Consider the following 22,703-nt stretch of genomic DNA (forward strand, 5'->3'; position numbering starts at 1 on the left):
CGGTGAAGACGCCGGCCGACGAACAGTTCCACGACACCGTCCACAAGGCCGACATCGGCCGATTGTCCCGGATCCTGGACGCGCACGACTGCTCGACGGCGGTGCTCGGACAGCTGATCCGGCACGACGACCCCGGCGTGCGTCATCTGGGGGCGGTCCTGCTCACCGAGCGCGTCGCCGCGGGACTCTCCGACGACGCGGAGACGGCCGAACTCGCCGCTCTGCTCCCGGTGTCGCTGATGGGGCCGCCGGAGGCGGATCTCCTCCTGGCAGGGCTCCACGAGCGGCTCGGCCCGCGGCTGAAGGACCGGCCCCGCCCGACCTGGCGCACGGCCGGGCCGCCGGTACGGGTGAGGATCGCATGGCTGCGCGCCGAACTCCTCGTCGAACCTGCGGTGATCCGTGACGAAGCCCCGGGCGAACTCCTCTACCAGGCGGCGCGGGAGGCGGACATCACCGCTGCGCACCGGCCGGCGCGCCTGGTGGGCGAACTGGCGGACAGCGGCGATCCGGTGCTGCAGGCCGAGGCGCTGCGGCTCGCCCGGCAGGGGCTGCACGCCGGACTGCTGGCTCCCGCGCTGGTCCGCGAGAGCCTGATCGGCCTGCTCGGCGCCGACAGCGACCGGGTCGTCGCCGACGCGCTGGGCGAACTCGCCGAGCCGTGGGCGGCGGTGGAGCCGCTCCCGCAGGGACGCCTCACCGCTTTTCTCGCCGCCGGTCCGGTCCTGACGAGCCCCGCGGTGGCCGACGCGGCCCTCACGGCCGCCGCTCGCCACGGCCACAAGGAGCTGCTGCGCCGGGCCGTCGCCGATCCGGACCTTCCGCCGCGACTGCGCCGACGGGGCATGGAACTGCTCGGCGATCTGGCGGACCGCGACGACATCGGTGGACTCGTGGCCGTCGCCGCGGACGACCCGCTGTTGTTCGGCGGACCGGCCATGGCCTGTCTGCGCGGACTGCACCGGCGCGGGCACTTCGTGGGCGGTCCGGACGTCGCGGCCGTCATCGGCCTGGCCCTGTCCGACCACTCGATTCCGCCCGGTGAGGTCGCGACGATCCTGTACACCTGCCGGAAGCAGGTGTTCGGGCTGCTGACGGAGGCGATCGCCGACGATCCGGGCCGGTCCCGACGGCTCGCCCTGCTGGTGGCTCTGGCCGGGCAGGGCACGGGCGAGCTCCCGATCGGCGAGGCGATCACCCGTGCGCTCTCCTCGACCGCCGTCCCCGGTCCGTTCCTCGAAGCGATCCGTGAGCTGCGCCACGCGGACGCCGAGGACGCCGTGCTCGCTGTGCTGCCCTCGGCCCCGGCGGCGGCCCTGGAGGCCCTGGAGGCCATCGGCGGGCAGCGGACGGTACTGGCCCTGCGAGAAGGACTGGGCCTGGGCCCGTCCCGGGACGTCATCGCGCCCCATCTGCGCGCCGTACGCCACCGCGCCCTCGAACTGCTGTGGCAGCTGACCCGGGACCCGGATCAACGGCACGACCTCCTCCTGCGCCTGGACCCCGCCGACCTGCCGGCGCGCATCGCGGCCGGCCTCGGCGGCCCGGACGAACGCGAACTGGCCCTGCTGAGCCTCCGCCCGGACCCGGACGAGCCGCTGGCGGCGCTCCGCAGGCTGGCGGCCCACGCCGGCCCCGGCACCCTGCCCGTCGTCGCCGATCTGCTGCTGCGCGTCGTGACCGACCTGGCGGCGTCGGCGGATCGGGAACACGGACGGCCGGGCGGTGAGCCCGTGGTGCCGCAGGAGGCCCTGGACGCCGTGCACGGCCTCGGCCGCCGGCTCCACGGGAGGGGTGCGATCCGGCCCGTCTGCCTGCTGGACACGGCGGACGCGCGAGAGGCCGGTCACGCGCTCGTCGCGACCACGGCTCTGGATCTGCTGGACCGGCCCGGTCTGTCCGACCGCGAACAGGCGATCCTGCTCGAACTGCTGGGGCGGGCCCCCTGGGCGGGCACCCGCGCCCGGGTGCACCGGCTGCTGCGCCACCGCGACCGGCATGTGCGCAAGCACGTCATCGCCCTGCTCGCCCGCGACGCCGACGGCGAGGACGCACAGGCGTTGTCGGCCGGCCTGATCGCGCTCACCACCGCCCAGGACATCCAGACCGTCCGGCAGGCCCTCCTCGCCCTGGGCCACGCACGGGCCCACTGGGCATCCACCGCGATCGCCGCCTGTCTCGGCCGTCCGAACATGAACATCAAGAAGACCGCCGCCGAGGCGCTGGTCCGCGCGGGCACGCCGGCGGCGCTGCCCGAACTGCTCTTCCGGCTCGGGCACCACGACAACCCGGGGCTGCGTGGAGCGCTCGTCGCCGCCCTGCGCGCCGTCCTCGGCGACGCCTACGCGGCGACACTCCTCGCCGCCGCCGAGCACAGCCGGGACGACCGTACCCGCGCACTGCTGCTGGAAGGGCTCGACGGCGTGCTCACGGCCCGGTCGGTCCTCGCGCTGGACGACCAGGCGTCACCGGTGGCGGCCGGCCTGCTCTCCCTGGTGGCCGAGGGGCGGGTGGGTCTGGCCTCCGGAGAGGTGAGGGAACTGGCGGTACCGCTGGCCAGGCACGGGATCACCGCATCGCCCGGCGGCCGACGGCCGGTGGCGGACACCGCGGCGGAGCGTGACATCAGGGCGCTGGTGGACGGCGGTTGGAGCCCCTCGGTGGCGTTGCGCGTCGTGGAGCGGGACGCGCCGCCGTGCCCCGAGCGGCTGAACGACCTGCGGCCGATGCTCGCCGACTGGCTCCGCCTGGCCGGTTCCCGGCCCGCAGTGCGGGACAGAACGGTGCGGTTCGCGCTGCGTGCCTGCCCCGCACCCCGCACGGCCGGGGAACTGGCGGTGTTCGCCCGGTCCACCCCGGTCCTGCTCGACGCGCTCGCGGACGCCCGGGACGAGGACCGGCACGACCTGCTCGCGGTACTCGAAGCGGTCGCGCCGGAACTGACGGCGGCCGGCCGGTCGGTCGCCGTCGCCGCGATACGGGCCCTGCGCCCCGCACCCGCGACGCCCGGCCGGTCCACGCTGACGCTGCTGCGCGGCCTCGGCGCGGTACTGGTCCGCACCGACCTCGACCAGGCACTGGAGTCGGCCCGGCTCGACGCCGACCCCCGGCGGGCCGGGACCGCCGTGCTGAGGGAGGCGTTCGCCGTTCCCGAGTCCGCCACCGCGGGCATGTCGGCCCGGGCGCGGGCATGGCGGGCGGCTCTGGACGCCACGGTGCGGGCCCCCGGCACACTGGAGGAGTTCCGCCGACGGGACGACGGCACGGTCGGCTCACGGGACCGGCTGAACGCGCTGATCGAGGTCCACCACGGCGCGGCCCCCGACGTCCGGGGCGAGCTGCTCGACTGGATGACGGCGCTCCAGCCCCTCGACGCACCGCCCTGGACCGTCGCCGAGACCGCCCGCACCCCCACGCCGCCGCCCCGGCAGGTGCATGCCGACGATCTCGACCAGCCCCGCTCGGCCGCGTTGCGGGAACGCCTGCTGGACATGCTGGAGTCGACCCGCCCGGAACGCAGGGAGACCGCCGCCCTGGCGCTGGCGCGGTGGCCCGAGCCCGAGGCCCGGCTGCCGGTGCTTCGCGCGTTCCTCCGGGGGCGCGTCGGCATACCCGTCGGCGCCGACCTCGCCCGCGCACTGGACGCCGTCGGCGAGGCGGAGCTGAGAGGGGACGACATCCTGCGCGACCGGGTGGCTCTCGTGGCCTCGAAGCTCGACCCGTGGGCACTGGAACCGCTCGTACCACTGCTGCTGGAGTGGTGGGAACAGGCTCCGCCCCCCGCCGGAGCCGTGATCGGCCACACACTGCGCGCGTACCCCGCCGACGCGCTCGCCAGGGCACTCGGCGACCGTCTCGACGCCGGGGCCTGGGGCTTCCTGGACCTGCTCCTCGGCCGCGGACTGCTGCGGACCCCGGCGCTCACGCGGACCTGTCGCCGGCTGCGCGCCGAGGGACGCGATGAACTCGCGGACCGGCTCCTGCTCGTCGACGGTCCGCTGCGCGGCCCGGACGCCCTTCCGCGGGACGAGGCGGCTTCGGCCGCGCTCCGCGCCCGTGCCGCTGCCGCGCCCGCCGGAGCCCCGCGCCGCCGGTCCCGGCGGGAACTGTTCGACCTGGCCAGAGCCGGTACTCCGGAACAGATGGGCCGGGCCCTCACGGAACTGGCCGAGGCGCATGCGGGCCCGGCGCCGGACGAGGATCCCGGACTGCGCGATCTGCTCGCGGAGTTGCTGACCCATCCGCGGGTCGGGGTCCGTCTGCGCGCCCACCGCACCTCACGGACGATGCTGGACCGGCAAACCCACCTGGGTCACACGATGCTGCTGCTGGACGACCCCCGTCCGGACGTGACGCGCGCGGCGATCCGCACTCTCTGCCACGCCGGCTGGGAGCCCGCGATCCCCGCCGTGACGGCACTGCTCGCGCACCCGCACCCCGTCGTGCGCAGGACGGCGGCCGAGGGGCTGGCCGGGATGGGCGAGGCGGCGATCCCGGCCCTCCGCAGGGCCGCCGCCCACGCCCGCCCCGACAGACGCTCCCTCTACACCGACGTCCTCGACCGGATCGGACGATCGGACCCGTACGGCAGCACCCCGGACGCGTCCGGGGGCGACGCGAGGCGACCCGGCAACGACCGGAGCCCGCGCGGGGATTGAGGACGATCGGTCACGAAGGGGCCCGGCGCCGAGGGCCGGGCGGCAACCGGGCGGGCCCCCGCACACCCCGCGCCGGGCCACCGCCTACATGTACCGCTTGATCTCGCGCCGTGCCAGGGACCGCTGGTGGACCTCGTCCGGTCCGTCCGCCAGCCGCAGCGTCCGTGCCGCCGCCCAGAGTTCGGCCAGCGGGAAGTCCTGGCTGACGCCCCCCGCGCCGTGCAGCTGCACGGCCCGGTCGAGGATGTCGACCACGGCACGTGGGGTGGCGATCTTGATGGATTGGATCTCCGTGTGTGTGCCCCGGTTGCCCACCGTGTCCATCAGCCACGCCGTCTTCAGGACGAGCAGCCGCAACTGCTCGACCGTGACCCGCGCGTCCGCGATCCAGTTCTGTACGACGCCCTGCTGGGCGAGCGGCTTGCCGAAGGCCGTACGGGACACCGCCCGCCTGCACATCAGCTCGATCGCCCGTTCGGCCATGCCGATCAGCCGCATGCAGTGGTGGATGCGGCCCGGCCCCAACCGCGCCTGGGCGATGGCGAAACCGCCGCCCTCCTCGCCGATCAGGTTCGCGGCGGGCACCCGTACGTCCGTGAGGACGACCTCGGCGTGACCGCCGTGGTAGTGGTCCTCGTAGCCGTACACCCGCATGGCGCGCCGCACTTCGAGGCCGGGTGTGTCGCGCGGGACCAGGATCATCGACTGCCGGCGGCGGACGTCGGCGCCGCCGGGGTCATCGGCGGTCGCTGTCTTGCCCATCACGATGAAGATCCGGCAGTCCGGGTTCATTGCCCCGGAGATGTACCACTTGCGGCCGTTGATGACGTAGTCCTCGCCGTCCCGCACGATCCGGGTCTCGATGTTCGTCGCGTCCGACGAGGCCACCTCGGGCTCCGTCATCGCGAACGCCGAGCGGATCTCCCCGGCGAGCAGCGGCTCCAGCCACTGCTTCTTCTGCTCTTCGGTGCCGAACTGGAAGAGCACCTCCATGTTTCCGGTGTCCGGGGCCGCGCAGTTGAGTGCGGTCGGGGCCAACTGCGGGGAACGGCCGGTGATTTCGGCGAGCGGGGCGTACTGGAGATTGGTCAGCCCGGCACCGTACCCGGCGTCGGGGAGGAAGAGGTTCCACAGCCCCTGCCGTCGCGCCTCGGCCTTGAGGTCCTCGACGATCCGCGGGGTGTCCCACGGGGAGGCCAGCTGTGCGCGTTGTTCGTCCGCGATCCTCTCGGCCGGGTGGACATGCTCGTCCATGAAGGTGAGCAGCTTGGCGCGCAGCTCCTCGGTACGGGCGTCGAAAGCGAAGTCCATGGCGGTGATCAGCCTTCCTGGAGGGTCGTGAGGCCGTGCTCGATGAAGACGGGGACGAGGTCGCCGATGCGGTCGAAGCCGGTGCCGACGGTCCGGCCCAGGGTGTAGCGGTAGTGGATGCCCTCCAGGATCACGGCGAGCTTGAACCAGGCGAACGCCGTGTACCAGGAGACGGCGGAGGTGTCCCGGCCGGAGCGCGCGGCATAGCGCTCGATCAGTTCGGCGGGAGCGGGGTGGCCGGCCGCGCCGCTGGTGGTGGAGACCGGGGACTTCTCCAGGCCGAGGTCGGAGCTGTACATCACCAGCAGGCCGAGATCGGTCAGCGGGTCGCCGAGCGTCGACATCTCCCAGTCGAGGACGGCCTTGATCCGGTCGTCGGAGCCGATCAGGACGTTGTCCAGGCGGTAGTCGCCGTGTACGACGGTGGGTGCGGGGGAGCCGGGCAGCTCACGGCCGAGCGCGGCGTGCAGTGCGTCGATGCCGGGCAGTTCGCGGTTGCGGGAGGCGTCCAGCTGCTTGCCCCAGCGGCGCAGCTGCCGGTCGAGGAAGCCCTCGGGGCGGCCGAAGTCGCCGAGCCCGACGGCCCCGGGGTCGACGGCGTGCAGTTCGACCAGGGTGTCGACGAGGCCGAGGACGGCCTTGCGGGTGCGTTCGGCGCCCAGCGGGGCGAGCTGCTCGGCCGTGCGATAGGGGGTGCCCTCGACGTACTCCATGACGTAGAAGGGCGACCCGGTCACCGAGTCGTCCTCGCAGAGCAGTACCGGTTCGGGCACCGGAACGGCCGTCGGGTGCAGGGCGCTGATGACCCGGTGCTCGCGCTTCATGTCGTGCGCGGTGGCCAGCACATGACCCAGCGGCGGCCTGCGGACGACCCAGCGGCCGGCACCGTCCGTGACGACGTACGTCAGGTTCGACCGGCCGCCCTCGATGAGCCGGGCTTCGAGCGGTCCGTGCACCAGACCCGGCCGCTCGCGGTCGAGATGTCCGCGCAGTCGGTCGAGGTCGAGACCTGGCGGGTGGACTGGGCTCATCGTGCGCACCTCCGGGGTGAAAGACGGTCGGTGCTCATGATGCCGACCAGTCGGTATGTCGTCCAGCGAACTGCCCGGATCCGGTGGGCGGACTCCGGTCCGGCGTGGCCCGGAGTCTGGTGTGGAGTCGTATCCCTGAATATGGTTCACGTATGAAACCAGAGCTCTTGATCGAAGACGTCCGGCTGACTCCGATCCTGATAGCCGACCCGCCCCTGCTCAACACCCAGGGCGTGCACCAGCCGTACACCCCGCGGCTCATCGTGGAAGTCGTCACTCGCGGGGGAGTGACCGGTGTCGGCGAGACGTACGGGGACGGCAAGTACCTCGAACTCGCCCGGCCGCTCGCCACCGCCCTCGTCGGACGCCCGGTCAGTGATGTGAACGGCCTGTTCGCACTGGCCGAGGCGGTGTGCGGTGATTCACGCGCGGCCGACGAGCGTGTCGACGCCGGGGGTCTGCGCGGCGTCCAGAGCGCCGACAAGCTCCGGCTCTCCGTCGTCTCCGGCTTCGAGGTCGCCTGCCTGGACGCGCTGGGCAGGTCCCTCGGCCTGCCCGTGCACGCCCTGCTCGGCGGCAAGCTCCGCGACGACGTCGAGTACAGCGCGTACCTCTTCTACCGCTGGGCCGCTCACCCCGAGGGCGGCGAACCGGACGACTGGGGCGCCGCCGTCGACCCGGCCGGAGTCGTCACCCAGGCCCGGCGCTTCGCCCGCAAGCACGGCTTCACCTCCTTCAAGCTCAAGGGCGGCGTCTTCGAACCCGACCGGGAGATCGCCGCGATCCGCGCGCTGGCCGAGGAGTTCCCCGGCCGGCCGCTGCGCCTGGACCCCAACGGCGCCTGGTCGGTCGCCACCTCGCTGTACGTCGCCGAGCGGCTGAAGGACGTACTCGAGTACCTGGAGGATCCGGCGAGCGGCACGGACCTGATGGCCGAGGTCGCCGCCGCCACCGACGTACCCCTCGCCACCAACATGTGCGTGACGACCCTCGCCGAGGTCCCGGAGGCCTTCGCCCGTGGCGCCGTCCAGGTGGTCCTCTCCGACCACCACTACTGGGGCGGGCTGCACCGCACCCGCGAACTGGCCGGGATCTGCCGCACCTTCGGCGTCGGACTCTCCATGCACTCCAACACCCACCTCGGCGTCAGCCTCGCCGCGATGACCCATGTAGCGGCCACCGTCCCCAATCTCGACTACGCCTGCGACAGCCACTACCCCTGGCAGACGGAGGACGTCATCACCACCCGCCACGTCTTCCGGGACGGCCGGCTCACCGTCTCCGACGCGCCCGGACTCGGCGTGGAGCTCGACCGCGATCGCCTGGCCGTGCTGCACCGGCGCTGGCTCGACGACGACGGCACGATGCGCGAGCGCGACGACGAGGCCGCGATGCGCAAGGCCGAGCCCGGCCGGCGCGCCCCCTCGGTCCCGCGCTGGTGACGGAGCGGTTCCCCGGGGCGCCCACGGCCTGAGTTGCGGGTCCCCCGGCCCGCGTCGAGGGTCGATACATGAAGGCGATCAGCTACAGCAGCTACGGCGGGGCCGACGTCCTGGAGTACGGGGAACGGCCCGACCCCAAGGTCGGTCCCGACACCGTCCTGGTGAAGGTGCGGGCCGCGGCGGTCAACCCGGTCGACTGGAAGGCCCGCGAGGGCCACCTCGACTCCGGTCTGGACGCCGTGTTCCCGGTGATTCCGGGCTGGGACGTGTCCGGTGTCGTGGTGCAGCCCGGCATCGCCGTCGACGAGTTCGCGGTCGGCGACGAGGTGATCGGCTATGTGCGGGAGGACTTCCTCTGCCGCGGTACGTTCGCCGAGTACGTCGCCGCACCCGTGCGCACCCTCGCCCGCAAGCCGCTGAGCCTGAGCTTCGAGGAGGCGGCGGGCCTGCCGCTGGCCGGCCTCACCGCGTACCAGGTGCTCCACCGCACCCTGAGGATCCGGGACGGCGAGACCGTGCTCGTCCATGCGGCGGCGGGCGGCGTGGGCTCGCTCGCCGTCCAGCTCGCCCGCCACGCGGGCGCCCGTGTGATCGGCACCGCGAGCGAACCCAACCACGACCATGTCCGGGCGCTCGGCGGGGAGCCGGTCGCCTACGGGGACGGCCTCGCCGACCGGCTGCGGGCACTGGCCCCGGACGGTGTCGACGCGGCGTTCGACACCGTCGGCGGGGAGGCGCTCCGCGTCAGCGCCGAAGTGCTGAGGCCCGGCGGCCGGCTGGCCTCCATCACGGACGCCGAGGTCCTCTCCTACGGCGGCCGCTACGCCTTCGTACGCCCGGACGCCAAGGATCTCGCCCACCTGGCCGAACTGGCCGAGCAGGGTGTCGTCACGGTCCATGTGGACCGGGTCTTCCCGCTGGAACGGGCGGCGGACGCCCACCGGCTGAACGAGCAGGGGCGCACCCGGGGAAAGATCGTCGTCACCGTCCCCTGGGAGACGCCGGAGGTCTGACCACCGCGGTGTGCCGGGCCCCGGAACTCAGAACAGCGTGGCCGCGGCGAACACCGCGAGCGCGACCGTGCACGCCGCCGCGGTCAGGGCGCCGGGCGCCGGGAGCGGCCGCGGCCGTGCGGTCCCCATCCCCAGCACCCGCCGGTGCGCCACGATCAGGAAGCCCAGCCAGGCCAGCGTGCTCAGCGACACGGCGAGGATCCCGACCGGTGTCGCGCCGCCGCGCAGCGCCTGCCGGACCGCCAGCAGCGCGACCACCGTGCAGGACAGCGTCGTACGCCGCCACGCCAGCCTGGTCCGCTCGGGCTGCAGCCCGGGATCGCGCCCGCCGTCCGTCACCGGCCCTCCCAGCCGAAGAGGACCACCACCACCATCGCCACGGCGACGACGGCGACCGCGAGACCCAGCAGCGACGGGAACCGGGAGACCGGCAGATCCTCCCCCCGTCGCATCGCCCGCTCGCACCGCACCCAGTGATTGACCGCCCGCAGCGCGCACAGCACACCGGCCGCCAGCAGCGCCAGCGCCAGCCCCGTCCGTATGCCCCACGCCAGCTCCGGAAGGAACTGGTCGACCGCGAAACCACCGCCGATCAGCGCGAGTGCCGTACGGATCCAGGCGAGGAAGGTGCGCTCGTTGGCGAGCGAGAACCGGTAGTCGGGGGTGTCGCCCTCTTCGCGGACGCGCTCCGGTGCGAACCACAGGCGCAGGCTCTGTACGAAATCGCTCACGTGTGAACCCTAACGGCCTCCCCCACGGCGGAGAGCGGACCAGCGGGCGGCCGGCCTCAGGAGGCTGCTCCGCCCGCCCGGAAGGCGCGCAGCCGGTGGTACGTCTCCAGCCCGTCCGGCACCCACTCCCAGTCGCCGAGCCGGGCCGCGAGCTCCGCGTCGGTGAGGAAGGTGTGCCAGGCGACCTCCTCCGCCTGCGGGTTCACCGGCAGCGCGCACCGCACCTGGTAGACGTGGCTCCACCAGGAGTGCTCCGCGCTCTCGTAGAGGAACTCGAACAGTGGCTCGGGGCGCGGGAGGCCGGAGACGCCCAGCTCCTCCTCGGCCTCCCGCAGCGCCGCTTCGTCGTACGACTCGCCCGCCCCGACCACCCCGCCGACGAACATGTCGTAGTGGGACGGGAAGACCAGTTTGGTGGGGGTCCTGCGGTGCACGAACAGTCGGCCCTCGGGGTCACGGACCTCGATGAAGACGCAGCGATGGCGAAGGCCCCGCGCGGTTGCCTCGCCACGCGGGGCCTGCCCCACGACCACGTCGTTCTCGTCGACGATGTCCAGGATCTCGTCAGAAGGAGACATGTCGGAAGGAGTCATGTCGGAAGGAGTCATGCCCCCCATCCAACATCGGACCACCGGTGGTGATCACTGACCCATGACGTACTTCACGGTCGGTCCCGTGGTCCAGCCGCCGTCCACGGCCAGCTCGGCACCGGTGATGTACGAGGCGGCGTCCGAGAGCAGGAAGGCGACCGCCTCCGCGATCTCCGTGGCCTCACCGACGCGGCCCATCGGGGTGTTCGGGTAATTGCCGTCGCCCTGCTGAATGCCGACGGACGCGGTCATCGGCGTGTAGACCATGCCCGGGTGCACGGAGTTCACCCGTATCTTCGCCGTGCCCAGCTCCACCGCGCCGACCTTCGACAGACCGCGGACACCCCACTTCGAGGCACCGTAGCTGGAGGTCAGGGCGAGGCCCATCAGCCCGGCGGCCGAGGAGATGTTGACGATCGAACCGCCGCCGTTCTCCTTCATCACCGGGATCACCGTCTTCATGCCGATGAAGACGGCCGTCAGGTTGATGTCGATGACCTTGCGGAAGTGCTCGACCGTCTCGGTCTCCAGCGGCTGACCGGTCGATACACCGGCGTTGTTGACCAGGCCGTCGATCCGCCCGAACTCGGCGACGGCGAACTCGGCGACGCGCTGCCAGTCCGTCTCGGAGGTCACGTCGTGGTGGAGGAAGCGGGCCCGCGCCCCGAGCTCGGCCGCGGTGGCGGCTCCCTCTTCGTCGAGCACATCGGTGATCACGACATTGGCGCCGCGCGCCACGGCGAGACGGGCGGCCTCGGCGCCGAGGCCCCGGGCGCCGCCGGTGATGACGACGGTCTTGTCGCTGAGCTTGTTCTGGTCGGTCATGACACTGTCCTTCGTGTGGTGCGGGTGATTCACGCGTCGCCCGGTACGGGCGCGTGCAGGAACGCGGTGGTGGTCTCGACGAGATCGGCGAGGAAGAACTCCTCGGCGGTCAGCGACCGGGTGCCGTCCAGGCCCTGGCGGGCGCGGTCGGCCAGCGCCGCGCCGATCAGGGTGAGCGCCAGATCCAGGCGCTCCAGACGCACGGGTCCGGGCAGAGCGCCGAGGCAGTCCCCGACGCGTCCGATGAGCCGCCCGTAGGCGGTGCCGTCCAGGGCGGGGTGCAGCCGGCCGGTGCGCAGCCCGGTCTCGTGGCTGAGCTGGGCCGAGATCCGCAGACAGCGGCGGCCCCGGTCGTCGGCGAGCAGGCTCGCCTCGGCCGTCACCAGCGCGGTGAGCAGTTCCCGTACGCCGCAGTCCGCGGCCAGTTCGTCGAGCAGCGGTGCGATCACCCGTTCGGTACGGGCCTGCCGCCCCTCCATCACCGCGTCGAGCAGCCCGGCCCGGGAGCCGAAGTGGTACTGGACCGCGGAGGGGTTGCTCTGCCCCGCGAGCCGGACGATGTCCCGCAGCTGGGCGCCGTCCGTGCCCTGCGCGGCGAAGACCTCCTCGGCCGCGCGGATCAGCTTGTCCCTGGTCTCTGTCCCTGACGTTCTCGCCATGGGGCCACTCTAATGCTGGCCATTATTAATAACCAGGGCGTTCGCCCCCTTGTGACCGGACAGACGCCGCTCAGTTCGGCTGGAGGCTCTTCTCCCGGCGTCCGCCCACGGGCCCCTCCGGCATCGCCGGATGCAGTCCCAGCAGGACGATCCCGACGACGATCGCCGCGAGGCCGGAGGCCTGCCAGGCCAGCGCGCCGGCGTCGGTGCGCAACTGGTCGCCGAGGAAGCCGACCCCGCAGGCGATCCCCGCCAATGGCTGGGACGCGGTCAACGGGGGCAACGAGACCCGCAGCGGGCCCGTCTCGAACGCGCTCTGCACCAGCAGCAGCCCCGTCACCCCCAGCACCACCACGCCGTACGGCTGCCACGACGTCACCAGTTCCATCCAGCCGCCCGCGGACAGGCGCTGGCCGCTGAGCCGGGTGAGGGCGTCCTGGAGTCCGTACAGCAGTCCGGCCGCCACCGCGAGCAGCGCCGGGGCGGCCCCGGACTGCGAACGCTTGGCGAAGGTGGTGAGCAGCAGGGCCGCGCCCACCACCGCGCCGATCGCCAGCCAGTGCCGCAGCGGATCGGTCACCGCCTCGCCGCCCCTGGGCTCGCCCGCCAGCAGGAACGCGGTGACCCCGCCGGCCAGCAGCCAGAGCCCGGACCAGCCCTGGCGGCCGAGCCGCTGCCCGGTGCGATGGCGTGACAGGGCCATCGCGAAGAGCAGGTTGGTGGCGAGCAGGGGTTCGACGACCGACACCTCGCCCTTGCCGAGAGCCAGGGCGCCCAGCACCATGCCGCAGACCATCAGCCCGATCCCGGCCAGCCAGCTCGGCACCCGCATCAGGTCGAGCAGCAGCCGGGGCGAGAGGTAGTCGCTCCTCGGGGCGTGCGAAGCGGCGGCCTGCTGAAGGACGAAACCGAACCCCAGACAGCAGGCGGCACTCACGGCGAGCACGAAGACCAGCACCGACACGCTTCTACCTCAAGTCAGGCCGGAGGCGGGTGATTTGTTTCGACGATAGCGCTTGCGCCCCAGGGGTGCGGCCGGAGTGCCGCCGACCGGGCGGTTGACGCCGCAGCGGTCGGTGCAGAGGATCTGACGCACGAGTAACTTCCGGCGTCCGAGCCGGACCGCCATCGTGGCCGTGACCGGATCGCCCCGAAAAGGATGGAACCCATGGCGTACGACGCTGATGTGATCGTTGTCGGGGCAGGGCTCGCGGGGCTGGTGGCCACCGCCGAGCTGGTCGACGCGGGCCGGTCGGTGATCCTGCTCGACCAGGAGCCCGAACAGTCGATCGGAGGCCAGGCGCACTGGTCCTTCGGCGGCCTCTTCCTCGTCGACTCGCCCGAGCAGCGCCGGCTGCGCGTCAAGGACAGTCATGAGCTGGCACTCCAGGACTGGCTCGGCACGGCGGGCTTCGACCGTGAGGAGGACCGCTGGCCACGGAAGTGGGCCGAGGCGTACGTCGACTTCGCCGCCGGTGAGAAGCGTTCCTGGCTGTACGCCCAGGGGCTGCGGCTCTTCCCCGTCGTCGGCTGGGCGGAGCGCGGCGGCTACGACGCGAACGGGCACGGCAACTCCGTGCCCCGCTTCCACATCACCTGGGGCACCGGGCCCGGCGTCGTCGCTCCCTTCGAGCGACGGGTCCGCGAGGGCGTGGCCAAGGGGCTCGTCCGGCTGAGGTTTCGCCACCGGGTCACCGGGCTCGCACGCACAGCGGGCTCCGTCGACACGGTGACCGGGGAGATCCTGGAGCCGAGCGCGGCCGCCCGGGGCACCGCGTCCAGCCGGGTGACGGCCGGCACCTTCGAGCTGAGGGCCCAGGCGGTGATCGTCACCTCCGGCGGCATCGGCGGCAACCACGACCTCGTGCGCAAGCAGTGGCCCGGCCGGCTCGGCACCCCGCCCGCGAAGATGCTCTCCGGCGTCCCCGCCCATGTCGACGGACTCATGCTCGGCATCGCCGAGGAGGCCGGCGCCCACCACATCAACCGCGACCGGATGTGGCACTACACCGAAGGCATCGAGAACTGGAACCCGATCTGGGCCAGGCACGGCATCCGGATCCTGCCGGGGCCGTCCTCGCTCTGGCTGGACGCCCACGGCAAACGGCTGCCGGTCCCGCTCTTCCCGGGCTTCGACACCCTCGGCACCCTCGAACACATCATGAGGTCCGGCCACGAATACACCTGGTTCGTCCTCGACCGGAAGATCATCGGCAAGGAGTTCGCGCTCTCCGGCTCCGAGCAGAATCCCGACCTGACCGGGAAGTCGGTCCGCGACGTGATCGGCCGGGCCCGCGCGGACGTACCGGCCCCGGTGCGGGCGTTCATGGACAACGGGGTGGACTTCGTCGTCGAGAAGGACCTCGGCGCGCTGGTCCGCGGGATGAACGCGCTCACCGACGAACCGCTGATCGACGAGGCCGGACTGCGTCGCGAGATCACCGCGCGCGACCGCGAGATCGCCAACCCCTTCACCAAGGACCTCCAGATCACCGCGATCCGCGGGGCCCGCACCTATCTCGGCGACAGGCTGATCCGTACGGCGCGGCCGCACCGCATCCTGGACCCCGAGGCCGGTCCGCTGATCGCCGTACGGCTCAACATCCTGACCCGCAAGTCGCTCGGCGGGCTGGAGACGGATCTGTCCTCCCGGGTGCTCACCGAGGACGGCACGCCCTTGTCCGGCGTGTACGCGGCGGGGGAGGCGGCCGGATTCGGCGGCGGTGGGATGCACGGCTACCGCTCGCTCGAGGGGACCTTCCTCGGTGGCTGCATATTCTCCGGCCGCGCGGCGGGCCGGGCGGCCGCGCAGGCGGTGGGGTAGGGCACGCGCGCCCTTGGAGCGACGGCTTCCGGGCCCCTCCCGGCTCACTGGGCATCGGCCGGGTGGGGGCCTCGCGCATTCCCTGGCCCGAGCAGGGTTGAAGGGACCTCGAAGTGAGCAGATACCGTCATCCGAATGATCTCAATCGTGTTGATCATCACGCCGTGATGACCGAACGTATGAGCTAGCGTTCCGAAGCGTGATCAAGAACTCGCTCTCCTCCGACCTGGCAGCTTCAACCGCTGCGGCGCTGAAACGGGCGCTGTTCGGCGAACAGATGGAGCAATTCCACGAGCCCTGGCGCAAGCTGTTCAGCACTGAGCCGTTCCGGTTCAGGGAAGGGCTGTCGCCCGACGAACGCGCCGCGCTGTCCTACGAGCGTTTACACCTGATCAACGACGCACTCGACAGCCCCGAGGACTTCGTGGTCGACGTGGAACGACTCGCGGCACTCCACGAGTGGGTCGGCCCGGTGGACGCGGGACTCGGAACAGTGGCGAGCATCCACTACAACCTCTTCCTCGGCAGCCTCCTCGATCACACGGCGGGCCCGGACCGTGATCTGCGGGAGTTCGCCGAGCTGCGGCGCACGGGAACGTTCCTGTGCACGGAGGCGGGGCACGGCAACAGCGCCGCGCAACTGGAGACCACCGCCACGTACGAACGGACCACCGGCGAGTTCGTGCTGAACACCCCCCATGCGGCCGCCCGCAAGTTCATGCCGAACACCAGCTCCACCGGCGGTCCCAAAACCGCTGTCGTCGCCGCCCGCCTCATCGTGGACGAGAAGGACCAGGGCGTCTTCCTGTTCCTCACTCCGCTCAGCGACGATGCCGGGCTCCCGATGCCAGGAGTCGAGATACGCAGGCTGCCGCAGACGGCGACTGCCCCCGTCGACCACTGCGTCACGTCCTTCGACCATGTCCGGCTGCCGCAGGAAGCGCTTCTGCAGTCCGACCACGGAGCTCTCACACCGGAAGGCGTCTTCACCAGTTCGATCGGCAGCCCCCGCAAGCGCTTCCTGCGTTCCATCGGCCGTGTCACCACCGGCAAGCTCTGTATGAGTGGTTACAGCCTCGGTGTCACGCGCCACGCGCTCGCCGTGGCCGTACGGCACGCCCACACGAGGCAGACTTCCGGCGTGTCGGCCCGTGGCAGCGTTCCGCTGTTCGCCCACCGCAGCCACCACACCCCACTCCTCGACGCCATCGCCACCACCTACGCCGCGACGCTCCTGCACCGCGCCGCGGTACGGCAGTGGGCGCAGGCGACGGAATCGGAGCGGGAGAACGGTGAGCGGTTCGCGGCCATAGCCAAGGGCTGGATCACCTGGCGGGCCCGCGCCGTCATGACCGAGTGCCGCGAACGCTGCGGTGCGCAGGGGCTCTTCCTGGCCAACGGAATCGCGGGCCAGCTGGCAGCCAACGAGGGAACCATCACGGCAGAGGGCGACAACCTTGTCATCTGGGTCAAGGCGGCCGGCGAGATGCTCCTCGGGCACTTCACTCCGAAGGCGTCCCATGATGCGGCGCCCGAGGACCGCGAGCTCGACGATCCGGTCTTCCTCCAGGACCTCTTGGCGGACATCGAACGCATCTGGCATCAGCGTGCGCGTACCCGTCTGCGCAGCGGAAAGGCCGGCGACCCGCTCAACCGATGGAACACCACCGTCACACCGGCGCTGGAACTGGTCGACGCCTACGCACACCGCCAGGCCGCACAAGCCCTGCTGGATGCCGCCACCGAGGCTGCTCATCCCGAGGCGCAGCGGCAACTGCGCTTGCTTCACCGTCTGTTCGCCCTGCGGCGCGTCGCGGCCCACAGTGGAGACCTGCTCGCGGAGGGGCACCTGACCAGTGATCAGGTGAGGCAGCTCCCCGACGCGGCCGAGAGTGTCGTCGCGGAGCTCGCACCCCAGGCCGTGACCCTCACGAACGGGTTCGCCGTTGTGGACGAGGTTCTCCTCGACCACCCGATCAACCGTCCTGAAGGCCTCGAAGGCAGTCCGCTGTCCCTGTGAGAGCCTTCTGGACCGGTCGGCGGAGGGCCGATTCGACACGGTCGGCGAGGGACGGGTCGCCCCCACCCCGGGGTGGGTGCGACCCGTCCCTCGCCGACCGTCGGTGCCGCCTTCGCCCGTACCGGCCGTCCCGGCACCGTCGCCCCCACCCCTGACCTGCCACGCGATCCCCGTCCCGCGGCCGTAGGGCCCGACCGGGTCCCGCCTACCGTTCCGCCGCGCCCACGACGGGATCGAGCAGTTCGACGACCCGGAACCGTTCGGCGACGACCATGGTGTCGTCGTCGACCGTGAACTCCGGGTCGCCGAGCGCCTCCCGCATCTCCTGGCTGTGCCAGAACTTCTCGTGCCCCGCACGCCACTGGGCCACCGAGGTGTCGCCCTCGCCCTCGTCGATCGCATGCTGAAGATCGATGTCCCCGAGGCGCAGCACCCGCACCTCCGTCACCTCCAGCACCGCGATCTCCCGGCCGTCCGAGTCGATCAGCGCGGACCGCTCACCCACCGGGGGCAGCTCCTCCTTCTCCGCCTCGTACTCCGCGAGCAACCCGGTCGTCGACACCTTCTCACCGGCGAGCACTGCCCCCACCAACCGGTCGCGCAGCGGCCCGGGGAAGGTGAGCAGAAAAGGCTTGAGAGGTTCACGGTTCGACATGGCGCCAAGTCTGACATGTTCGACCGGGCACGGCGCCGGGACGCGCCCCCGATCGGGGGTCGTCAACTGTGTGGTGGACGGGCGGAGTTGGCATCGGGCACGGGCAGGCGCCCGCGGCCCGGCGCCACGCGGTAACGGCCTCGCGATCGGGATCGTGCCGGCCGGGCACATGGCGAAGGCGCTCGCCGACCCGGAGGCACGCCGTGGCATGCGTACCGGGTCGGTCGAGCGCCATCGGGCACGGTCCCGTACGTGCTGTGGGGGGAGGACCGTGCGGGCAGCCGGTCACAGCCCAGGGCGTGTTTCGAAAGTCCCGCCTGCCGGGCGGCGTCCGGCACGCACGCTCGCTGCGTTGTCGGGCTCGCCCCGATACGACCGGTATCGGGGCGGCTCTCCGCCTTGCGATCGCACGCACCGGGCGCCGCCCGGCCCGCCCTGCGGGCGGACGACGCTACGTTCGAAACACGCCCTAGAGGACCAGCGAGAGCAGCAGGATGAAGGCCAGCGAGACCACGGAGATGATGGTCTCCATCACCGACCAGGTCTTGATCGTCTGACCGACGTTCATTCCGAAGTACTCCTTCACCAGCCAGAATCCGGCGTCGTTGACATGGCTGAAGAAGAGCGAGCCCGCGCCGACGGCGAGGACCAGCAGGGCGGCGTGGGACGTCGACATGTCCGCGGCCAGCGGGGCGACCAGACCGGCTGCCGAGATGGTCGCCACCGTCGCCGAGCCGGTCGCGAGCCGGATCGCGACGGCGATCAGCCAGCCCAGCAGCAGCGCCGGGATCGACCAGTCCTTGGAGAAGTCCAGGATCATCTGGCCCACGCCGGCGTCGATGAGCGTCTGCTTGAAACCGCCGCCCGCACCCACGATGAGCAGCACGCCCGCGATCGGGGCGAGGGACTTCTCGACGGTGGTGGAGAGCCGGCCCTTGGAGAAACCGGCCGCCCGGCCCAGCGTGAACATGCCGACTATGACGGCCGCGAGCAGCGCGATCAGCGGCGAGCCGATCACATCGGTGATCCGCTGGACGTGGTTCTCCGGGTCGTCCACGATGATGTCGACCAGGGCCTTGACCAGCATCAGCACGACGGGCAGCAGAATCGTCGCCAGGGTGGCGCCGAAGCCGGGACGATGGTCCAGCTCCTCCGAGGGGCGCTGCGGGATCATCTTCTCCGGCGCCTTGATGTCCACCCAGCGGGCGGCGTAGCGGGAGAAGACCGGGCCCGCGATGATCACGGTCGGGATGGCCACCAGCACACCCAGCGCCAGCGTGACACCGAGGTTGGCACCGAGGGCGTCGATCGCCACCAGCGGGCCGGGGTGCGGCGGGATCAGCCCGTGCATCACGGAGAGACCGGCCAGCGCGGGGATGCCGATCCGCATCAGCGAGTAGTTGCCGCGCTTGGCGACCAGCAGCACCACCGGGATCAGCAGCACGATCCCGACCTCGAAGAACAGCGGCAGGCCGATGATCGAAGCGATCAGGACCATCGCCCACGGCATGGCCCGCCCGCTCGCCTTCGCCAGAATGGTGTCGACGATCTGGTCCGCGCCGCCGGAGTCGGCGAGCAGTTTGCCGAGAATGGCACCGAGCGCGATGAGGACACCGACGCCCGCGACGGTCGAGCCGAGGCCGGCGGTGAAGCTGGCGATCGTCTTGGCCGGTGCGGCGCCGGCGAAGGAGCCGAGCGCCAGCGAGCCGATGGTCAGCGCGAGGAACGCGTGCATCTTGAACTTGGTGATGAGCAGAACGATGACGGCGATGCCCGCCAGGACTGCGATGCCCAACTGCGCGTTGCCTGCCGAAGTGATGGGTTCGACGGCGTCCGCTGCCAGCATCTCGACGCTGAGACTGGTCACGGTGGTGATCCTTAGTTATCGAGCCGGCGCAACGCGGCGACGGCTCGCTGGGTGATTTCTTCGGGGGTGCCGGACACATCGACCGAGACGCCGGCCTCGTCCTCCTGCAGCGGCTGCAGGGTGGCGAACTGCGAGTCGAGCAGCGCGGTGGGCATGAAATGGCCCTTGCGCTCCGCCATGCGCGCCTCGATCAGAGCCCGGTCGCCGGTCAGGTGGAGGAAGACGGCGCCGGGCGCCTCGGCCCGCAGCCGGTCCCGGTAGGCGCGCTTGAGCGCCGAGCTGCTCACCACTCCGCCGAGCCCCGCCCGTCCGTGCGCCCACTGGCCGATCGCATCGAGCCAGGGCCACCGGTCGGAGTCGTCCAGCGGCGTGCCGGCCGACATCTTGGCGATGTTCGCCGCGGGATGGAAGTCGTCGCCCTCGGCGTACGGAACGCCGAGTTCGGCGGCGAGCAGGGGGCCGATCGTGGTCTTGCCGGTCCCTGCGACGCCCATCACCACGACGACGTGGGGGGTGCTCATTGGTGGTGCCTCGCTGTCCTCTTCGACGTCTTCCTCGACATCGGTCCGTCGCGCTACTGAAACCCATACGTACGACTTATTCAAGATGCTGTGACATAAACGTCGTACTTTTTGTTCCCGAAGGGGGCCCCGTAGGCTGGTGCCCATGACCACACAGGGCCCTGGGCTGCATACACATGTGCTGGACACCCTGGGCCTGGAGATCGCCGCGGGGGAGCACCGGCCGGGACAGGTACTGCGCACCGACGAGCTGGCCCAGCGCTTCGACGTCTCGCGCACGGTCGTACGCGAAGTGGTCCGCGTCCTGGAATCCATGCACCTGGTCGAGTCCCGGCGCCGTGTCGGCGTGACCGTGCGTCCGACCGAGGCGTGGAACGTCTACGACCCGCAGGTCATCCGGTGGCGGCTGGCCGGCGCCGACCGGCCGCGCCAACTGCGCTCCCTGACCGTGCTGCGTTCGGCGATCGAACCGGTCGCGGCCGGGCTCGCCGCCCGTAACGCGACCCCGGAGCAGTGCGCGGCCCTCACCGAGTGCGCGCTCGGCATGGTCGCCACCTCGCGCGGCCAGCAGCTGGAGGGCTATCTGGAGCACGACATCGCGTTCCACCGGATCGTGCTCAACGCCTCCGGCAACGAGATGTTCGCCCGACTCGGCGACGTCGTCGCCGAGGTCCTGGCGGGACGAACCCACCATCAGGTGATGTTCGAGGACCCGGACCCGGCCGCGGTCACGCTCCACGTACGGCTCGCCGAAGCGGTGCGCGAGGGCGACGCGGTGGCGGCGGAGCGGCTGACGAAGGAGATCGCGGTGGGCGCCCTGCACGAGCTGGACGTACTCGCGCCCTGAGGCCCGTACCGCGAGCCCGGGGGATTCCCCTCCATGGAGCCTCCGTGCGCGGGTGCCGCAGCCGCGCCGCGCAGCCTCGGACCGGGGGAGCGCGGGTCGGCCGCCGGTCGCCCGCGGGACGCCGGGTGCGCAGCGTACGGCCGGGCGGGTCCAGGAGGTCCGGGACACACGACCGCCCCCGCCGGAAGAACGACACTGTTGGCGAGTCCGGGAGACGCGTGACGTCGCGGGGGGCTTCGCACGCTCGCCGGTTCACCGATTGGCGTTCGGTGACCCGTCTTGTCCTTCCCTCCCGGCAGTGGGGTGGATACGGTTTCGTCCACCAGTGATCGCAGATAGTCATGCTGTCAGGTTGCAGGGGAGTTGGGGGAAATGGTGTTGAGTAAGCGGGCCCGTACCCGCGGAGTTTCTGGGTTAGTTCTGTCTGTCCTTCTCACGACAGCCATCACTTCCTGTTCAGGCGACGACAGTGCATCGCCTGGGCCGTCCCGGCACGCGTCACACAAGCAGACGTCGGAGCAGCCCGCCCCTGCTGCAAGCGATGCGCCCAGCGACGACGATCTTCGCCGCATGCTGCCCACCACTGCGGAGCTGCCCGTGGGGTGGAAGCTCTCCGGATCGAATTCGGTCGGCTGGCGTGACGGCGATACGTCTGAGGAATTCGCCAAGTATCTGCCGTGCTCCGCGACGGCTCAGGAGTCCGCCGAGCGGCACGGCTACGGGAGCGTCGTGGTCGATAGCCCCGGCAACGGGGGCGAGGGGATCGACTTGCGCCTATCCGTGCCGCGGTCACCGGACACCTACGATGATGGGCCCGCGCCCAAAGCCGAGGCTGTCACCCTGGTCGAGGAGAACCTGACGCTTTACCGGAAGATGTACGACTGCTACAACCCCAAGAGTGCCAGCATCGGAGACTCCTCGATAGTGTTCACCACCGAGCGCTTCACGCACATCATCATGCGCGTAGGGCCGGTGGAAGTGGCCATCAATGGTGTTCCTGACGGTCGGCCGACGGCCGAGGAGTGGGCGCGCGTCATGACGGAGCGGGTGCGGGCGGTGCTGGACGGGAAGCAGCCCACCGCTCGGGTCGGCTGACCCACCTCCAACCACCGCACCCCCGCCGACACTACGACACGGTTGGCGAATCCGGCCCGCTGGTCTCGATTCCGGCCCGTCGAGTTCTACTCGGCGGCCTCAGCGGGTGCAGACCCTGCGCGCAAACCGTGCTTCGCGGCGGCCTGTAAGACCTGGTCCAGGAGCTTGATCCCGGCGTCTCCCGAGATCAGCCGGTCCCTGAACTCGGTGAGCACCGAGTAATCGAAGCCCGGATCGGCCAGCTCCAGCCCCAACAAATACTTCCAGTCCAGCCGTCCGCGGACCGCGTCCGCAGCCTGCCGGTCGGACAGACCCTCGGCGAACTGCATGACCGACACCAGCGCCAGCCGGCCCGGCGACCACGCCGGCTTCCCCCTGCTCGGATACAGGTCGGCGAAGTCCGCGTCCGAGAACAGCTCGCCCAGTTCGTCACGGATTCGCATCGCCAGGCTGCCCTTCGGGAACGCAGCCCGCGCTACCCGGGCCGTCTCCTCAGGAACCCCGTCGACCATCCTGGCGTGCAACGACACCGACACCCTCCCCAAACGCAACGTCGACCCCTCACGACCACAACGGGGTCGCGAGGGCGGACGTCACGTTCAGCCCCAGAATTC

Annotated in this window: 18 protein-coding genes and 2 pseudogenes; 8 read left to right on the forward strand and 12 right to left on the reverse strand. The window is 71.5% G+C overall.

Annotation, left to right across the window (positions count from 1 at the left end; genetic code table 11):
• The first annotated feature begins 2 nt into the window (after window positions 1-2).
• Window positions 3-4,658 (forward strand): HEAT repeat domain-containing protein, encoded by a 4,656-nt coding sequence (locus ACIQCZ_RS25945; protein WP_402285238.1) that lies wholly within the window; start codon window positions 3-5, stop codon window positions 4,656-4,658.
• An 84-nt stretch (window positions 4,659-4,742) separates the two neighbouring features.
• Here the strand turns inward: ACIQCZ_RS25945 and ACIQCZ_RS25950 are convergent, their stop codons facing one another.
• Both ACIQCZ_RS25950 and ACIQCZ_RS25955 read right to left on the reverse strand, forming a co-directional pair.
• On the reverse strand, window positions 4,743-5,969 hold the full coding sequence (locus tag ACIQCZ_RS25950) for an acyl-CoA dehydrogenase family protein (protein WP_402285240.1): 1,227 nt from the start codon (window positions 5,967-5,969) through the stop codon (window positions 4,743-4,745).
• 8 nt (window positions 5,970-5,977) lie between these two features.
• Entirely contained in the window at window positions 5,978-7,000 is a 1,023-nt protein-coding gene (locus ACIQCZ_RS25955; RefSeq protein ID WP_402285242.1) for a phosphotransferase family protein, read from the reverse strand.
• A 152-nt stretch (window positions 7,001-7,152) separates the two neighbouring features.
• On the opposite strand from ACIQCZ_RS25955, the gene ACIQCZ_RS25960 reads away from it, so the two are divergent.
• Window positions 7,153-8,442: a glucarate dehydratase family protein gene (locus ACIQCZ_RS25960; RefSeq protein WP_402285244.1), complete on the forward strand. Its 1,290-nt coding sequence runs from the start codon at window positions 7,153-7,155 to the stop codon at window positions 8,440-8,442.
• Window positions 8,443-8,510: 68 nt separating this feature from the next.
• The gene (locus tag ACIQCZ_RS25965) at window positions 8,511-9,455 is read left to right on the forward strand and encodes an NADP-dependent oxidoreductase (protein ID WP_402285246.1); all 945 of its coding nucleotides are present in this window, start codon (window positions 8,511-8,513) and stop codon (window positions 9,453-9,455) included.
• A 27-nt stretch (window positions 9,456-9,482) separates the two neighbouring features.
• Here ACIQCZ_RS25965 and ACIQCZ_RS25970 read toward each other — a convergent pair whose 3' ends face one another.
• The 6 genes from ACIQCZ_RS25970 to ACIQCZ_RS25995 form a co-directional block, all read right to left on the reverse strand.
• Window positions 9,483-9,794, reverse strand: a complete 312-nt coding sequence (locus ACIQCZ_RS25970) for a DUF202 domain-containing protein (protein WP_402285248.1) — start codon at window positions 9,792-9,794, stop codon at window positions 9,483-9,485.
• Window positions 9,791-10,186 carry a YidH family protein gene (locus ACIQCZ_RS25975; protein WP_402285250.1) on the reverse strand — a complete coding sequence of 132 codons (396 nt, stop codon included), beginning with the start codon at window positions 10,184-10,186 and terminating at the stop codon, window positions 9,791-9,793. Before ACIQCZ_RS25975 ends, ACIQCZ_RS25970 begins: the two co-directional genes overlap by 4 nt.
• 56 nt (window positions 10,187-10,242) lie before the next feature.
• Complete coding sequence (locus ACIQCZ_RS25980; protein WP_402285252.1) at window positions 10,243-10,764, reverse strand: NUDIX hydrolase; 522 nt, start codon at window positions 10,762-10,764, stop codon at window positions 10,243-10,245.
• 63 nt (window positions 10,765-10,827) lie between these two features.
• Window positions 10,828-11,601, reverse strand: coding sequence for a glucose 1-dehydrogenase (locus tag ACIQCZ_RS25985; RefSeq protein ID WP_402285253.1), 774 nt, complete (start codon window positions 11,599-11,601; stop codon window positions 10,828-10,830).
• 29 nt (window positions 11,602-11,630) lie between these two features.
• Window positions 11,631-12,260: a TetR/AcrR family transcriptional regulator gene (locus ACIQCZ_RS25990; RefSeq protein WP_402285255.1), complete on the reverse strand. Its 630-nt coding sequence runs from the start codon at window positions 12,258-12,260 to the stop codon at window positions 11,631-11,633.
• A gap of 70 nt (window positions 12,261-12,330) precedes the next feature.
• Window positions 12,331-13,224 (reverse strand): DMT family transporter, encoded by an 894-nt coding sequence (locus ACIQCZ_RS25995; RefSeq protein ID WP_402285257.1) that lies wholly within the window; start codon window positions 13,222-13,224, stop codon window positions 12,331-12,333.
• A gap of 204 nt (window positions 13,225-13,428) precedes the next feature.
• Between ACIQCZ_RS25995 and ACIQCZ_RS26000 the strand changes: the two genes are divergently transcribed.
• Entirely contained in the window at window positions 13,429-15,084 is a 1,656-nt protein-coding gene (locus ACIQCZ_RS26000) for an FAD-binding dehydrogenase (RefSeq protein WP_402285258.1), read from the forward strand.
• Window positions 15,085-15,361: 277 nt separating this feature from the next.
• Window positions 15,362-17,104, forward strand: coding sequence for an acyl-CoA dehydrogenase (locus tag ACIQCZ_RS26005; RefSeq protein WP_402285643.1), 1,743 nt, complete (start codon window positions 15,362-15,364; stop codon window positions 17,102-17,104).
• Window positions 17,105-17,309: 205 nt separating this feature from the next.
• Here ACIQCZ_RS26005 and ACIQCZ_RS26010 read toward each other — a convergent pair whose 3' ends face one another.
• A complete protein-coding gene (locus ACIQCZ_RS26010) occupies window positions 17,310-17,759 on the reverse strand; it encodes an ASCH domain-containing protein (RefSeq protein WP_351084236.1) in 450 nt (149 codons plus the stop codon).
• A 139-nt stretch (window positions 17,760-17,898) separates the two neighbouring features.
• On the opposite strand from ACIQCZ_RS26010, the pseudogene ACIQCZ_RS26015 reads away from it, so the two are divergent.
• Window positions 17,899-18,000 (forward strand): annotated as a pseudogene (locus ACIQCZ_RS26015) (formate dehydrogenase); the annotation flags it as partial.
• A 228-nt stretch (window positions 18,001-18,228) separates the two neighbouring features.
• Here ACIQCZ_RS26015 and ACIQCZ_RS26020 read toward each other — a convergent pair.
• The gene (locus ACIQCZ_RS26020; protein ID WP_402285260.1) at window positions 18,229-19,626 is read right to left on the reverse strand and encodes a gluconate:H+ symporter; all 1,398 of its coding nucleotides are present in this window, start codon (window positions 19,624-19,626) and stop codon (window positions 18,229-18,231) included.
• An 11-nt stretch (window positions 19,627-19,637) separates the two neighbouring features.
• Window positions 19,638-20,147: a gluconokinase gene (locus tag ACIQCZ_RS26025; RefSeq protein ID WP_351084232.1), complete on the reverse strand. Its 510-nt coding sequence runs from the start codon at window positions 20,145-20,147 to the stop codon at window positions 19,638-19,640.
• Between the two features lie 145 nt (window positions 20,148-20,292).
• On the opposite strand from ACIQCZ_RS26025, the gene ACIQCZ_RS26030 reads away from it, so the two are divergent.
• The gene (locus ACIQCZ_RS26030) at window positions 20,293-20,994 is read left to right on the forward strand and encodes an FCD domain-containing protein (protein ID WP_351084230.1); all 702 of its coding nucleotides are present in this window, start codon (window positions 20,293-20,295) and stop codon (window positions 20,992-20,994) included.
• Between the two features lie 570 nt (window positions 20,995-21,564).
• Window positions 21,565-22,089, forward strand: a complete 525-nt coding sequence (locus ACIQCZ_RS26035; protein WP_402285262.1) for a hypothetical protein — start codon at window positions 21,565-21,567, stop codon at window positions 22,087-22,089.
• Window positions 22,090-22,211: 122 nt separating this feature from the next.
• Here ACIQCZ_RS26035 and ACIQCZ_RS26040 read toward each other — a convergent pair.
• Window positions 22,212-22,601 (reverse strand): annotated as a pseudogene (locus ACIQCZ_RS26040) (transposase); the annotation flags it as partial.
• Between the last annotated feature and the right edge of the window lie 102 nt (window positions 22,602-22,703).

The sequence above is a fragment of the Streptomyces sp. NPDC093149 genome, from assembly GCF_044754145.1.
Classification (GTDB): domain Bacteria; phylum Actinomycetota; class Actinomycetes; order Streptomycetales; family Streptomycetaceae; genus Streptomyces.

Bases quoted from the DNA above. Each gene is read 5' to 3' on its own strand.
- ACIQCZ_RS25950 (WP_402285240.1), bottom strand. From the start codon at position 5,969: ATGGACTTCGCTTTCGACGCCCGTACCGAGGAGCTGCGCGCCAAGCTG.
- ACIQCZ_RS25955 (WP_402285242.1), bottom strand. From the start codon at position 7,000: ATGAGCCCAGTCCACCCGCCAGGTCTCGACCTCGACCGACTGCGCGGA.
- ACIQCZ_RS25960 (WP_402285244.1), top strand. From the start codon at position 7,153: ATGAAACCAGAGCTCTTGATCGAAGACGTCCGGCTGACTCCGATCCTG.
- ACIQCZ_RS25965 (WP_402285246.1), top strand. From the start codon at position 8,511: ATGAAGGCGATCAGCTACAGCAGCTACGGCGGGGCCGACGTCCTGGAG.
- ACIQCZ_RS25980 (WP_402285252.1), bottom strand. From the start codon at position 10,764: ATGTCTCCTTCTGACGAGATCCTGGACATCGTCGACGAGAACGACGTG.
- ACIQCZ_RS25985 (WP_402285253.1), bottom strand. From the start codon at position 11,601: ATGACCGACCAGAACAAGCTCAGCGACAAGACCGTCGTCATCACCGGC.
- ACIQCZ_RS25990 (WP_402285255.1), bottom strand. From the start codon at position 12,260: ATGGCGAGAACGTCAGGGACAGAGACCAGGGACAAGCTGATCCGCGCG.
- ACIQCZ_RS26000 (WP_402285258.1), top strand. From the start codon at position 13,429: ATGGCGTACGACGCTGATGTGATCGTTGTCGGGGCAGGGCTCGCGGGG.
- ACIQCZ_RS26005 (WP_402285643.1), top strand. From the start codon at position 15,362: ATGGAGCAATTCCACGAGCCCTGGCGCAAGCTGTTCAGCACTGAGCCG.
- ACIQCZ_RS26010 (WP_351084236.1), bottom strand. From the start codon at position 17,759: ATGTCGAACCGTGAACCTCTCAAGCCTTTTCTGCTCACCTTCCCCGGG.
- ACIQCZ_RS26025 (WP_351084232.1), bottom strand. From the start codon at position 20,147: ATGAGCACCCCCCACGTCGTCGTGGTGATGGGCGTCGCAGGGACCGGC.
- ACIQCZ_RS26030 (WP_351084230.1), top strand. From the start codon at position 20,293: ATGACCACACAGGGCCCTGGGCTGCATACACATGTGCTGGACACCCTG.
- ACIQCZ_RS26035 (WP_402285262.1), top strand. From the start codon at position 21,565: ATGCTGCCCACCACTGCGGAGCTGCCCGTGGGGTGGAAGCTCTCCGGA.